The sequence below is a fragment of the Nonomuraea sp. NPDC001636 genome (assembly GCF_040298265.1).
In the GTDB taxonomy this organism is placed as follows: domain Bacteria; phylum Actinomycetota; class Actinomycetes; order Streptosporangiales; family Streptosporangiaceae; genus Nonomuraea.
In genome coordinates, this window is record NZ_JBEOZT010000007.1 from 1 (window position 1) to 13,807 (window position 13,807).

At 75.3% G+C, this 13,807-nt stretch carries 8 protein-coding genes; 4 read left to right on the top strand and 4 right to left on the bottom strand.

The annotated features are described in order from the left end of the window. Positions 1-234 precede the first annotated feature (234 nt). Positions 235-1,062 carry an alpha/beta fold hydrolase gene (locus ABT158_RS15755; RefSeq protein ID WP_352353677.1) on the bottom strand — a complete coding sequence of 276 codons (828 nt, stop codon included), beginning with the start codon at positions 1,060-1,062 and terminating at the stop codon, positions 235-237. Further along, complete coding sequence (locus ABT158_RS15760) at positions 1,059-2,354, bottom strand: MFS transporter (protein WP_352353679.1); 1,296 nt, start codon at positions 2,352-2,354, stop codon at positions 1,059-1,061. The genes ABT158_RS15755 and ABT158_RS15760 overlap by 4 nt, the downstream gene beginning before the upstream one ends. A gap of 92 nt (positions 2,355-2,446) precedes the next feature. Between ABT158_RS15760 and ABT158_RS15765 the strand changes: the two genes are divergently transcribed. Further along, positions 2,447-3,550: a LysR family transcriptional regulator gene (locus ABT158_RS15765; protein ID WP_352353681.1), complete on the top strand. Its 1,104-nt coding sequence runs from the start codon at positions 2,447-2,449 to the stop codon at positions 3,548-3,550. Between the two features lie 51 nt (positions 3,551-3,601). Here the strand turns inward: ABT158_RS15765 and ABT158_RS15770 are convergent, their stop codons facing one another. Both ABT158_RS15770 and ABT158_RS15775 read right to left on the bottom strand, forming a co-directional pair. Further along, complete coding sequence (locus ABT158_RS15770) at positions 3,602-4,660, bottom strand: spore photoproduct lyase family protein (protein WP_352353683.1); 1,059 nt, start codon at positions 4,658-4,660, stop codon at positions 3,602-3,604. Continuing rightward, entirely contained in the window at positions 4,657-5,409 is a 753-nt protein-coding gene (locus ABT158_RS15775; protein ID WP_352353685.1) for a DNA-formamidopyrimidine glycosylase family protein, read from the bottom strand. The genes ABT158_RS15770 and ABT158_RS15775 overlap by 4 nt, the downstream gene beginning before the upstream one ends. Before the next feature lie 176 nt (positions 5,410-5,585). Between ABT158_RS15775 and ABT158_RS15780 the strand changes: the two genes are divergently transcribed. The 3 genes from ABT158_RS15780 to ABT158_RS15790 are packed head-to-tail and all read left to right on the top strand — an operon-like array spanning position 5,586 to position 13,803. Continuing rightward, on the top strand, positions 5,586-6,044 hold the full coding sequence (locus ABT158_RS15780) for a hypothetical protein (RefSeq protein WP_352353687.1): 459 nt from the start codon (positions 5,586-5,588) through the stop codon (positions 6,042-6,044). Positions 6,045-6,065: 21 nt separating this feature from the next. Next, entirely contained in the window at positions 6,066-9,536 is a 3,471-nt protein-coding gene (locus tag ABT158_RS15785; RefSeq protein ID WP_352353689.1) for a hypothetical protein, read from the top strand. 1 nt (position 9,537) lies between these two features. Next, the gene (locus ABT158_RS15790; protein WP_352353691.1) at positions 9,538-13,803 is read left to right on the top strand and encodes a hypothetical protein; all 4,266 of its coding nucleotides are present in this window, start codon (positions 9,538-9,540) and stop codon (positions 13,801-13,803) included. Positions 13,804-13,807 lie beyond the last annotated feature (4 nt).

Genomic DNA, 13,807 nt, shown 5'->3' on the forward strand with positions numbered 1-13,807 from the left:
GGGGGGCTTGGGGCACGGGCCCGGCCGCCGGGGGGGCCGGCGGCCCGGGCCCCGGGGCGGGGGGCGGGGGCGGGGGCGGGTGGTTGGGTCGCGTTGGCGCGCGGGGGTACCATACCCGGCCGCGCACCCCAGGTCGGTTCGCCGGCGTGACGACGCCGCCGGGCCGGGAGGCGTTAGGCGTGTCAGCGTGACGGTGGCAGGCCGGGGGCGGGCTGCCGGGTCGTCGCCGGGGATTCAGTGCAGCCGGTCCAGCACCGCCCGCAGCACGGGCGCGAACGCGTCGGGGTCGTCGGCGAAGCCCGTGTGGTCGCCGGGGAACAGGACGGGGTCGAGGCCGAGCGCCTGCCCCAAGGCGCGGGAGGCGCGGTCGCACAGCTGCCCGGCCGACTCCTCGCCGATGCCGATCACCAGGCCGGGCGTCGCGCGCAGCCGGTCCAGGTCGGGCGCCCAATGCGTGGTGGCGTGCAGCTCGTGGGCGAACCAGCGGCGCTCGTCGGCGACGTCCCGCGGGTCGCGCGGGCCGCCGAACATCATCTCCAGTGCGCCGTCCGGCACCGTGATGCCGGCCTGGCCCATGACCCCCGCCCAGGCTCCGACGACGTCGCCGCTCAGGTAGGCGGCGATGAGCTCGTCGGTCTGGCGGTGCAGCTTGTCGCGGTCCGGCAGCAGCTCGATCAGCGGCGGTTCGTGGGCGACGACGCCGCGCACCTGCTCGGGACGGGCCTGCGCCAGGGCCAGCGCGGTGACGGCCCCGCCGCTGGAGCCGAAGACGACGGCCGGACCGGCGTCCACGTGCGCCAGCAGGCGGGACAGGTCGTCGGCGCGCAGCTCCGGCGTGGAGTCCTGGGCGGGGTCGTCCAGCGGGCTGTGCCTGATGCCGCGCGGGTCGGTGGTCAGCACCGTGTGGTCGCCCGCGATCAGGTCGGCCAGCGCGGCGAAGGAGCCGGCGTCCATCGGCGCGCCGACGAGCGCGACGAGCGGGCCCTGGCCGCGTACCTCGAAGTGCAGGCGGGCGCCCGGGACGTCGAGCGTGGAGACGGTCGTGGAGACGGTCGCGGTCATGTTGTCCTCCTGGAAACGACGGCCCTGACGTGGGCCGCCGGATGGTCGGCCGCGGCCGCGGTCGTGACGACCGCGTCCAGCAGCGGTGGTGCGGCGACGGCCACGAGCAGCGCCAGGGCCGCCGGGATCACCAGGGCGAGGGGCAGCGACGCCGTCGTGGCGACGTACCCGATGAGGGCGGGGCCGACGAGGCCGCCGCCGTAGCTGACGGTGGTCACCGCGGACAGGCCACGCGCGGCCCCGCCCACGGTTCCGAGCAGGCTGGCCACGACCGGCCAGACCACGGCCACGCCCGCGCCGGACAGCGCCCAACCGGCCATGGCGCAGCCCAGACGGACGGCCGCCCCCACGGGCAGGACGCCCGCGAGCAGGACGAGCCCGTATCCGGCGGTGGCGGTCGCGCCGGCCAGCCGGATCGTGACGCGGACGCCGAGCCGCGTCCTGACGGCGTCGCCGGCGAACCGGACGAGCGTCATCGCCACGAAGAAGACGGTGTAGACGAGCGACCCGGTGGCCGGGTCGGCGCCCAGGACGCGGGTCGCGTGCACCCCGGCCCAGTCGGTGGCGGCGCCCTCGGCGACGAACGCGGCGGCGCCGACCACGCCCAGCAGGGCCAGCACCCCCGGCCTGAGCCGAGCCGCCCCCCGCACCCCGCCCGCACCCCCGCCGACGGCCCCGACAGCGGTCCCGGCGGTGGTTCCGGCGGTGGCCGGGGTGGCGGCCTGGGGGGTGGCCCCGATGGTGAACCCGGTGGAGGCCATGGCGGCGCCCCCGACGGCGGCCATGGCGGCGGTCAGCGCCGTCGCGCCCACCAGCATCAGCACCCGCACGTCGGCCCCCGCACGCAGGGCCGCCGTGACGAGCGCGCCGCCCGCCACCGCGCCGAGCGTCCACGTGCCGTGCACCGTGGCCATGATCGGCCGCCCGAGCCCCCGCTCGACGGCCACCGCCTGCACGCTCAGGGCCACGTTCAGCAGGCCGAAGAGCACCCCGAGCAGAGCGGCCGAGACCATCAGCGGCCCGGGGCCGGCCGCCAGCGCCGGGCCGGCCAGCGCGAGCGCCGCCGCCGGGGCGCAGACCCGCAGCAGCCCGGCCCCGGACCACCGGTCGCACAGCCGTCCGGCCACCGGCATGGCCACGAGGGAGCCGGCGGCCAGCATCATCAGCAGCGCGCCGAGCCCGCCCGGCCCGAGCCCGAGGCGCGCGTCGGTGGCGGGCAGCGTGGCGGCCCACACCGCGTTCGTGACGCCCGTCAGCCCGTAGCACAGCGTGATCGTTCCTCGTCCGGCCATGTCCTGATCCTGGCGGCGGCGGGGTGGCCGGGTCCAACACCTGTTCGAACGCGATTCACGCGCCAGCTGTGTGAATCAGGTAGGAAGGTGGCATGCCGGACGACGTGGAGATCCGCCTGCTGCGCCACTACGTGGCCGTCGCCGAGGAGTTGCACTTCAGCAGGGCCGCCCAGCGCCTGTACGTGGCGCAACAGGCGCTCAGCCGCGACGTCCGCAAGCTGGAGGACCGGGTGGGCCGCCGGCTCCTGGAGCGCACCACCCGCAAAGTCGCCCTCACCCCGGAGGGACGCCTGCTGCTGACCCGGGCACGGGAGATCCTCGCCCTGTACGACGCCACCATGCTGGACCTGCGCGGCCGGCCCAGGTCGCTGACGGTCGACGTCGTCGGCGCCGGCCTGACCCCCGCCCTGGTGCTGGCCGCGGCCCGCGCCCACGCGCCGGGGGTGGAGTTCTTCGCCCGCTTCCACAGCGGCACCGAGGCGGCCCCGCCCCTGCTCGCCGACGGCCGCCTGGACGTCACCTTCGGCCGCAGCCCCGAACCGCCCGGCCCCGGAGGGCTCGGCTCCGGAACGCTCGGCTCCGAAGCACTCGGCCCAGGAACGTCCGGCCTGGGAACGCCCGGCCTCAGCGCGTCCGGCCCAGGAGCGCCCGGCGCCAGTGCGTCCGACCACAGTGCGTCCGGCTACAGAGCGTCCGGCCGTGTGCGGTGGCGGCCGGTACGCCACGAGCGCATCGCGGTGCTGCTGCCCGAGCGGCACCCGCTGGCCCGGCTGCCGGCGATCCCCCTGGAGTCGTTGCGCGGCGCGAGCCCGTGCATCCGCGCCGGCGACCACGCCACGCCCGGCTGGGAGCACGCCGTCCTGCAGTTGCTGGCCCCCTTCGGCGTCGACGCCGCCCTGGCCCACCCGCACGTGCGCGGCGGTGACGAGCTGGCCCAGCACCTCCGCGACCGCGACGCGCCCATCCTCACGCTCACCACGCAACCCGACATCCCCGGCGCGGTCCTGCGCCCGCTCGTGGACCCGGTCGCGATGTTCCCCTGGACGATGATCTGGCGCGCCGACGACGACCATCCCGGTCTGCGCGCCCTCCACCAGGCCGTGGACGACCTGGCCGCCGCAAACGACTGGCTCGACGTCCCGGACGGCGCCTGGTTCCCCGGACCCGAGGCCGGGTCAGGCCGTCAGAAGGCGTAGTGGTCAGAAGGCGTGGCGGTCAGAAGGCGTGGCGGTCAGAAGGCGTAGTCGTCAGAAGGCGTAGCGGATGCGGCAGTAGGGGAGCCTGGCGGCGATCAGCCCGGTCAGGGCGGCGACGTAGCGGCCCTTGTGTCCGTTGCGGTAGCGGACGTTCCAGCCGCCCGTCTCCGACCGTTTGGCCTGCTGCAGCTCAGGCCGCCACAACACCTCCTCGGCCTTCGGATGCCAGCCCAGGTTGACCTGGTGGAGCCGGTCGTTGTGGGTCAGGAAGATCACCTCGGCGGCGAGCTGGGCGCGGGCCTCGGGCGACAGCGCGTCGCCGAGCCGCTCCAGCAGCTCGGCCCAGTCCGCCAGCCAGCCGTCCCGGACCACCACCGGGCTCAGGTTGACGTGGACCTCGTAACCGGCCGCGACGAAGTCGTTGATCGCGTCGATGCGCTCGGCGACCGGCGAGGTGCGGATGTCCAGGAGCTTGGAGTCGGCGGCGGGCATGAGGCTGAACCGCACCCGCGTACGCCCGCGCGGGTCCCAGCCGAGCAGGTCGCGGTTGACGTACTTGGTGGCGAAGCTGGCCTTGGCGTTGGGCAGGTCGCGGAAAAGCTCGACCAGGTCCCGGACGTTGTCGCAGATCGTGGCGTCGAGCGAGCAGTCGGAGTTCTCGCCGATGTCGTACACCCACAGGCGGGGATCGACCTGGTCGGGCCGGGGTTTGACGCCCTGGCGGCCGGCGTGCCGCCGCAGGTAGCCGGTGATCTGGTCGATGTTGGCGAACACCGTGATCGGGTTGCTGTAACCCTTGCGGCGGGGCACGTAGCAGTAGGCGCACGCCATCGCGCAGCCGTTGGCCGTGGAGGGCGCGATGAAGTCGGCCGAGCGGCCGTTGGGCCGGGCGGTCAGCGACTTCTTGACGCCGAGCACGAGCGCCTCGGTCTTGATCCGCACCCAGCGGGCCACGTTCGCCTCGTCGCCGTACAGCTCGGGGATGCGGTGGTGGCTGTCGACCTCGACGATCTCGGCGCCGGGGAATCTGGCGAGGATCTCGCGCCCGCGCGGCAGCGCGGCCGCCGCGGGCTCGGCGTAGATCCGCCGGACGTCGAGGAGGCCGGTCACGGCCGCTCCGGCTGTTCCATGGGGCAACAATATGCGGTCCGGGACGCGAGTTGCCAGGTCAGCACGGGTGCGCCGCAGCTTCGGCAGTGCTCGCGCCGGTACACCCAGCGCTCGCAGGGGGCGTCCGGGTCGCTCACCACCTGCCCGGCGTCCCGGCCGAGAGCGAGGTACCTGACCGCCGTGTCCCACAGCCGCCCGGCGGTTTCGGCGCAGACGCCGCGGGCGTCCGGATGCAGGCCGACGAGGAACAGCAGCTCGGCCCGCCACGCGTTGCCGATGCCCGACCACACCTTCTGGTCCAGCACGGCCGCGCCCACCGGCCCGCCGAACGCGGTCAGCCGGGCCACGGCCTGCTCCGGCACGGCGTCCGCGCGCAGCGGATCGGGCCCGAGCGAGTCCCGCAACGCCGCCACCTGCCCGCGGGTCAGTGCCTCACACCGCGAAGGCGCGATCAGGTCGTAGGCCACCTCGCCGGTCGCCAGCCGCAACCGGGTGCCGGGCCGCGGCGACGTCCCCGGATCGTCGTACCGCAGGAAGATGCCCCGCATGCCCAGGTGGACGTGCACGGTCGGCGCGTCCGCGAAGTGGTACAGCAGGTGCTTGCCGACCGCCTCCACCTCCGTCAGCACCCGCCCGTCCCACGGCCGCGCGTCGAACCGCCCCTGGGGCCCGGCGGCGAGGACCGTCCGCCCGGCCAGGTCCGCGTGCTGCCCGGCGGCGTGCCGGTGGATGAGATGTCCTTCGGGCATGCCCGGGGCCATACCCCTGTGAGCTGCGCCGACGCGCCGCGAGCGGCCGGTCCACTGAGTGGACCGAACGTTGCCCGCCGCCCTTCCACCCCAACAGCATGGACGCGACGTAAGTGATCGCTCACGCAGAGCGATGACCGCGCGGGCGATGAGACCCCCACGGAAGGACGAGCACGATGAACGACAGAACAGCGAGGGCCCTGTCCGGGGCCCTCATCGCGACGGTGATGGCGGGGGCGGCGGTGACGGCGTCCGGCGCGGCCCATGCGAGCAGCGTCCGGGCCGCGGCCGAGCCGACGTGCGGGAGCTGGGTCTCCAGCGCCGTCTTCCCCGGCCTGTCGGCCCGGGCCTGCATCTGGGGCACCGGCGCCTCCTGGAAGCAGGCCCAGACCGAGGTCTTCAACGGCACGGGCTTCGCACTGGAGGTCGAGACCCTGACCGCCACGCTCGACCCGCTCCCCGGCAACGCCCGGTGCACCGCCATCCGCCTCCAGAACGGGCAGACCGCGTTCTGCGGCACGCGGAGCGTCCCCGACAACAACCCCTTCCAGTTCGACCGCGCCGTGGGCTCCGTCCAGGTCACCGACCTGGTCCACCGGGAACAGTTCGCCTTCGCGTCCCCCTTCGTCGGCTGAGCGGGAAAGGGTGGTGAAGCCTTGACCGGTCCCGCGGAGGAGCCGGAGCAGGTCCGCCTGGTCCGCACCGCCGACCTGGCGGATCTGCGCTTCGGTTTTCCCGGCCTGTCGTTCAAGCGCCCGGCGGCCGGCCGGATCCTGGTCAGGACCGTGCCGGAGCGCGAGGGGCTGATCGTCGTCACGTTCGCCGCCCAGCACATCGTGGAGCAGGCGTTCTTCGAATCGGCCGGTGCCGGGCTGCCCGATCCCGTCCCGGTTCAGCCCCGTCCGGCGCCTCCCGTCGTCTCCCGGATCAGCGGGCGCACCACGCTGGTCTTCGTCGTGGGCCCTGAGGACGAGGTGCCGTACACCGCCGAGGGCCTGCTGGCGGCCATGAGACGGCTGCCGCTGCGCACGGTGGGCGACGAGGGCCCGGCCGACCCGCTGCGCGACCCGGCGGGGGATCCGCGGACCGCGATCGAGCTGCCGTACCGGCTGCTGCTGTCCCCGCCCCCCGACGTGCGCTGGACCCACCGCACGGCCCCCGCCGACGACGCGGACCGGGTGGAGCTGTGGCACACGCGGGTCCGCGACACGCGGGCCAGGGCCGTGTGGACCAGGGACTTCCCCGGCGACACGCCGGTCGATCCGCCGCCCGACCCGCTTCCCACGTCGCTGACGCCCGCCGACCGGGCCGCGCTCGTCCACCTCACCAGCGACCGCGGGCTGTTCACCGAGCCGGGGCACCAGCCGTACGTGCCGGTGCCCGTCGAGGTCGGCCACCTGATCCTGTCCGCCCTGGGCGGCTGGCTCGACGTCCTGGGCAGCTGGGACCCCCGCCCGGCGATCACGAACGTCAGCCAGTGGCGGCACCGCGCGGCCATGGGCCGCGACCACTACGTACGGGTGCTCTACTCCGGCTACCTGTGCCCCTTCGGGCACCGCGCGGACCTGGTGAAGGTGACCGAGCGGAAGTTCGACGCCGATCGCCCGGAACATCCCGCCTACCTGGCCCAGCGCATCTTCATCACCTGCCGCGAACCGGTCCGCGACTTCCCGCCCGGCCCGGCCCGCCGCGACGACGAGGGCGAACGGCTCGACGCCCTGTTCCCGTTCCGGCGGGTCGAGCTGCTGACCCTGGCCACCCCCGACCTCTCGCCGCCCGCCGACGTCCTGCCGGTGCGCGAAGGGCAGCACGCCTTCTTCCCCGCCGTCCGCGACCAGGACCCGTTCCTGTTCAAGGTGCGCGCGACCGACCTGGCCGGGCGGGAGACCGAGTTCAGCACCCCGCTGCTGTTCCTCACCGAGAACGTCAACAAGGGCGCCGACCTGGTGGCGGCGGCAGCGGCGTACAACGCCCTGGACCCCGGTCCTGCGCAGTCCCCGCCGGACCGGCTGAGCGCCGCCCTGCACGGCGCGCGGGTCGCCGTCGCCACGCCCGCCGCGCCCGGCGACACCACCGTCGAGGCCGCGACCCTCGTCTGGGGGGCCGCCCTGCCGACGGACCGCGATGACCGGCTCCACCAGCGGGTCCCCGGCTTCCTCCCGGTGCTGCGCTGGGCCTCGGCGGTGGTGCCGGCCGTGAGCAGGCTCACCGGCGCAGCCGGGCCTCGCCCGGTCCGGTACGCCCGGCGCTACCGGCTGGCCGCCTTCGACCGGACGCCCGACAGGCCCGGCGACCCCGTCAACCCCGGCGAGGTCTTCCTGGAACTGGTCACCGGCACGTCCCCGCTGGTCATGGACTTCGACGACCAGCGGGACCGCGCCGGCGGCCTGGCCGCGCCCACGTTCACCGTCGCGGGCCTGTCCCGCCTGACCGGGCCGGTCAGCGCCACCCGAACCCCCGCCGCCGCGGCGGACGACCCGCTCGGCACGGTCGCCGACGGCACCTTCCGGCCCTCGGACTTCTTCGACGCGATCGGCGCCAAACTGTTCGGCGTCATCCCGCTGTCCGCCCTGGTCAAGGCGGCCGGTCTGGACGAGGAGCTGAAGGCGCCGCGGTTCGTCACGCAGACCGTCAACGCCGCCACCGCCTTCCTCACCGACCTGCGCCGCGCCGAACGCCAGCTCACCGGCGTGGCCGCCCGCTTCCCGGCGGTGGCCGCCGCGGCCGAGCGGGTGCGGACCACCGCGCTGACCCTCGCCGCCACCGTCGAGGCGTTCGTCGCGGGAACGGCCGACCTCGGCCAGGTGGACGCGGCCTTCCGCGACTTCGGTGCCGCCCTCGACGCGCTCGGCGCCGGCCTTCCCGCCGACGTGGACCACGCCGTCGTCACGCTGCTCGGCCACCTGCGACAGGCCCTCGCCATCTGGGACGACGCCCCCGCCGGGGTGCTGCCGCTGCGGCAGGCGATCGAGAGCGTCAGGGCCGGCCTGCGGCTGCCGGAGTCCGTCGCCGCCCGGCTGGAGTGGACGCCCGACCTCCAGCCCTGGTCGTTGCGCGAGGGCGAGCAGCCTGTCTTCGTCCCGCACGACGGCCACGGCGACCCGGCGCGCAAGGGACGCTTCTCCGTGGTCGTCGACCTGCGCGCCGGGCTGCGTCCGGACATCCGCCCGGCCGCCGACGTGACGTGCACGCTGGAGGAGTTCGACCTGGTGCTGCTGCCGGGCGTGCTGGAGGCGATGCGGCTGGACTTCCGGCGGATCAGGTTCACCGTGCGGGCCGGTGAGAAGCCCGACGTCGAGGTGGCGTTCCGGGACGTCGAGTTCATCGGGGCGCTGTCGTTCGTCGAGACGCTGCGCCGGATCATCCCGCTCGACGGGTTCAGCGACCCGCCGACGCTCGACGTCTCCCCGCGAGGCGTGCTGGCGCGGTACGGGATGCCGCTGCCGAACCTGGCGATCGGCGTCTTCAGCCTGGAGAACATCTCCCTGAACGCCTACCTGGACCTGCCGTTCGCGGGCACCCGGCCGCTGGAGATCGGGTTCGCGTTCTGCCGCAGGGACGCGCCGTTCCGGCTCACCGTCTCGCTGTTCGGCGGCGGCGGCTGGTTCGGGATCGTGCTGTCGCCCGACGGGGTCCGCGCGCTGGACGCCGGCCTGGAGTTCGGGGCCGCGGCGTCCGTCGACTTCGGGGTGGCCAGCGGCAGCGTGTCGGTGATGGCCGGGATCTACTTCCACCTCGACGCCGCGACCGGGCAGGCCGTCCTGTTCGGCTACTTCCGCGCCCGCGGCGAGGTGGACGTCCTCGGCCTGGTCTCGGCCTCGATCGAGCTCTACCTGGAGCTGGGGTACGAGGGCGGCGACGCGGTCGGCCGGGCGCGGATCACGATCACCATCGAGATCGGGTTCTTCGAGGAGTCCGTCGAGATCAGCTGCGAGAAGCGGTTCGGCGGCGCCCGATCCCCGACGGCCGCCGCGGCGCTCGCCGAGGGCGCGGTGGTGGACGGCGGCCGGGCGGCCGGTTCCGCCGCGACCTTCGCCCAGATGATGGCGCCGTACCGGGATCCGGTCACCGGCGCGCGACGAGACCCGGTCGCCGAGTACTGCGGCGCCTTCGCGGAGGTGGCCTGACATGAGCGAACGGACCGGACAGAGTACGGGGGAGCGCATGGGCACGTTCAAGGTTCTGTGGACGGCGTTGCCGGCCGGGGTGGCCGGGCCGGGCGAGGTGCGGCTGTCGGTCGCCGTCGGCCCCCGGCTGGAGGCGCCGCGCGGCCGGCTCGACGACGTCGCGGAGTTCACCGACTGGCCCGGGACGTTGCGCGAGACGGTGCTGCCGGCCCTGCGGATCGTGTGGGACGGCCACGCGGCCCCGGTCGTCCCACACCTCGACCCGAGATCCCCGGCCCCCGACTCCGACCTGTGGGGGAGGCTCTTCCCGGCCGCCTCGCCGGTGCGGTCGCGCTCCCTGGCCGCCGCCGGCGCCCTCGGCGCGGCGGTCGCGGGGGGCTCGCCGGGCGTGCGGGTGTTGCGGTCGTTCCCCGCGGCGCTGGTCCACGAGCGCATCGCCACGCTGTACGACCAGATCGGCCAGGCCGTGATCAGCGACCGCCTCACGCCTCCGGGAAACGGCGAGGCCGCCCTCGGGGACGGCCGCCCGCGACGGCCCTGGCGTCAGCCGTACACCGGTCTGGTCCGCGAACTCCCGGTGGCCGGCGAGATGAGCCGGTTCAGCGGCGACCCGCAGGCCGCCTACCGGGCCATCGACGGCATGATCGGCGGGGGCGTCCGCGCCGCCGCCGAGCTCGGCCCGGCCACCCTCGACCGGACGAGCGCGGCCTACCGGGGCGACGAGACGAGGTTCGCGCTGGCCGAGGCCGTCAGGTTCTACGACCGGCCCAAGCCCTCCGGCAACGGCAACGGCGGCGGCCCGGCGGGCGCGGCGGCCGGTCCGCCCCGGCCGGAGCCGCCCGACGTGGAGTTCCACGGCGTCTGCGGCTTCCTGGCCGACTATCCGGAGCTGTGCCGCCGCCTCGGGCTCGTCCTCGACCTCGTCGTCCCCGTGCCCCCGGGGCTCGCCGCCGCCGGACGGCTCCGGGTGGCGTTCGAGGACGTGGCCCCGCCGTTCGACACCGACCGGCTGCGGCCGTGGACGCTCTACGACTTCGCGCCGGGGGAGCGCTTCACCGCCGCGTCGCCGCCCGGGCACCCCGTCCAGGGCGGCTGGCTCGGCCTCGGCGGCGACGACTGGACGGTCACCGACGCCGACGTCGACGGCGCGGCCATCAAGGCGGCCGACTTCACCGCGCTGATCGAGCGCATGCACGCCTTGAGCGGGCCGAGCGGCCAGCCGAGCGCCGACCACCTGGGCACCGGCACGACGGCGCTCCAGGGCGCCGGGCTCACCGTCTTCCACCGCGGGCGCGACGCCTGGCTGGCCGCCCAGATCGGCGACGACGCCGCCCACCAGCGGGGATCGGACGACGCGGCGCCCGAGCTGCACGCCGGGCACCTGGTCCGCGGGTTCCGCGTGGACGCCGGCATCGTCGGCCCGGACGGCGCGGTCACCGGCTGGCTCTCCCTGTGCCGCCGCCGCGGCTCCTACCTCATCCGCCGCGGCGGGCAGCCGCCGTACTGGATCGAGGGGATCGCCGACGACGAGGGCGCGGTCCGGGCGAGCGCCGTCACCCGCGACGCGACCAGGACCGACGAGCTGTACGTGCACCAGGCGCTGTTCGGCTGGGACGGCTGGAGCCTGGCCGCCCCGCTGCCCGGCCGCACGCTGGACAGGTTCGGCCGGCCGGTCGTCGCCGATCCGGAGGTGGACGCGAACTTCCCGCTCGACACCAAGTTCACGCCGGTGCCTGGCTCGCTGCCGGCGCTCCGGTACGGGCGCACCTACCGGCTGCGGGCCCGGGTCGTGGACCTGGCGGGCAACGCCCTGGACCCGCAGGCGCAGGCGCCCGCGTCCGCGCTGTCGCGGGCGATCACGTACTCGCGGTGGGAGCCGGTGCCGCCGCCCGTGATCGTCGAGCGCAAGCCGTTCAACGAGGGCGAGTCGAGCCAGTGCATGGTCATCCGGAGCACCGTCACGGCCGCCGGACGGGACGTCCCCGCCTGGGAGTGGGCCCTCGACCGCCAGGACGTCCCCGGCCACACCGACCACCCGCCCGCCGCCGACGGCCTGAGCCGCCGGTACGTCTATTACGACGAGCGGTTCGTCGCCCCGCCCAAGACGTCGCTGCAGATGGCCGAGCGGCACGGCCGGTTCGACGACGCCATCGGCGGCGACCGGCCGCAGGAGGTGCGCAGACGGTTCTTCACGGCCGCCGCCCGCGAGGCCGGCACGTTCCTCGACACCGTGGTCAGCTACGCCGACGACCCGCGCCGCACCCGCGACCTGCTGTTCTTCGGCGAGATCGCGGTCGCCAAGCACGACGCCGCCGACCCCGAGCCGGTCACCCAGCTGCCCGTGACGCGCGGCGCCGGGCTGAAGCGCGGTGAGTTCGTCGTGCACACCGCCGCCGAGCTGATCCTGCCGTACCTGCCCGACGTCCTGGCCAGGGGCGTCACGCTGTACGGCCTGCCGGGCGCGCCGCCCATCCACCCCGTCTCCTTCTACGACGGCTTCCACGACGTCTGGCCGGACGCGGCGCCGTTCACGCTGCGGATCGAGGAGGGGGACGGGCCGCCGCGATGGCAGGACGTCCCGCGCCGGCTCACCGTCCACCTGCCCAAGGCCGAGACGGCGACCGTACGGCTCAGCTGCCGGCTCACCGCGGCCGACCTCGCCCTGCTGCCCGTCTGGCAGCGCCTGCTCGTCTCGGACTTCTGGCGCGACCTGACCGACGCCGAGCGGGAGCTGATCGCCGAGGAGACCGTGGCCGGGCTGAACTGGCTGCTCACGCCGTACACGGAGCTGCGCCTCGTGCACGCTGTCGAACGCCCGCTGTCGCCGCCCGCGCTCGCCGGGCTGGACTTCGCCCGCGACCCCGAACAGACCTTCGCCGACCTGCGGGGCGCCCTGCGCGCCCACCCCCGCAGCACCGGGCACGTCGACATCGACGCCACCTGGACGCGCTGGATCGACGACGTCACCGAACCGGCCCCCCGCCGGATCAGGGAGCACGCCCACGTCGGCCGGGTCGAGCTGGCCCACTCCGACCGCGACGAGGTGCGCCTGCCGCACTCGGCCACCCCGGTCCGCCACGACTTCGGCGACACGCTGCACCGCAACGTCGCCTACCGGCCGACCGCCACCACCCGGTTCCGCGAGTACTTCCACCCGTCGATCACCGCCGATCCCGGCCTCGTCACCAGTGCCGGCGAGCCGAGCGCCGGGCCGTCCGGGCGGGGCTGGCCGGTGCCCGCGAGCAGGCGGCCGGAGCCGCCGAAACCGTCGTACCTGCTGCCCACCTTCCGGTGGAGCCGGCAGCAGGACCGCCGCGAGCGGCGTCTGGTGTCGGTACGCGACGGGGCCGGCGTCCGGGTCCACCTGGACCGGCCGTGGTTCTCCTCCGGCGACGACGAGTCGCTGGCGGTCGTCCTCGACCCGCCCGGGGGCGACGCGCTGCCCGGCCGCCTGGCGACCCGGTGGGGCACCGATCCCGTCTGGTCGGACGCGACCGTGCTGCCCCCGCCCGCTCCCGGCAACTTCCCCGGCCCCGTCACCGCCGTCGGGCTGCGGCTGGCCGAGTCGGGGGAGGGCCGCGAGCTGACCGGGGCCGTCGTGGCGTACGAGCCGTCCTACGACGCGGCCAAACGCCTGTGGTTCGCCGACGTGGACGTGGACCTGGGCGCCGCCGGGCAGGCGTCGGCCTGCTTCCCGTACCTGCGTCTGGCCCTGGCCCGCTACCAGCCGCACGCGCTGACGGGGCTGGAGCTGTCGCCGGTGGTGCAGGCCGAGTTCGCGCAGCTCGTGCCGCGCCGGACCTTGACGGTCGAGGAGGTGTCCGGCGGCGGGCTGCGCGTCGTCCTCGCCGGGCCCGCCGCCGCCACCGAGCTCGGCGCGCCGGCCGGTGCCGGGCTGCCCGGGGTCGCGGCGAGCCACCGGGTCACCGCGACCGTCCAGCGGCGGCCCTTCACCAGCGCGGAGGAGCTCGACTGGACCGACACGCCGATCAAGGCCGAACTGAAGTGCGGCACGGCCCGGACCGGCTACCAGTGGTCGGCGGTGATCCCGCCGGCGGTGCTGGACATCGTCTGGCAGTACCGCCTCCTGGTGGAGGAGCGCGAACGCTACCGCACCGATCCCGGCACGGCCGACGAGACGATCGTCATCGACGCGGCCGGTGGTGGCGCGCCGGAGCGGGTCCCGGTGGGGGAGCGGCTCGCGCACGCGGACAGCGTCCCGCTGCGCGCCCGGCTGGGACGGCTGGTGATCGACTTCGACGCCTAGCCCG

What these genes read in the sequence shown, in the direction of transcription:
- ABT158_RS15765 (WP_352353681.1), top strand. Translation starts at nt 2,447, where the DNA reads ATGCCGGACGACGTGGAGATCCGCCTGCTGCGCCACTACGTGGCCGTC.
- ABT158_RS15760 (WP_352353679.1), bottom strand. Translation starts at nt 2,354, where the DNA reads ATGGCCGGACGAGGAACGATCACGCTGTGCTACGGGCTGACGGGCGTC.
- ABT158_RS15790 (WP_352353691.1), top strand. Translation starts at nt 9,538, where the DNA reads ATGAGCGAACGGACCGGACAGAGTACGGGGGAGCGCATGGGCACGTTC.
- ABT158_RS15780 (WP_352353687.1), top strand. Translation starts at nt 5,586, where the DNA reads ATGAACGACAGAACAGCGAGGGCCCTGTCCGGGGCCCTCATCGCGACG.
- ABT158_RS15755 (WP_352353677.1), bottom strand. Translation starts at nt 1,062, where the DNA reads ATGACCGCGACCGTCTCCACGACCGTCTCCACGCTCGACGTCCCGGGC.
- ABT158_RS15775 (WP_352353685.1), bottom strand. Translation starts at nt 5,409, where the DNA reads ATGCCCGAAGGACATCTCATCCACCGGCACGCCGCCGGGCAGCACGCG.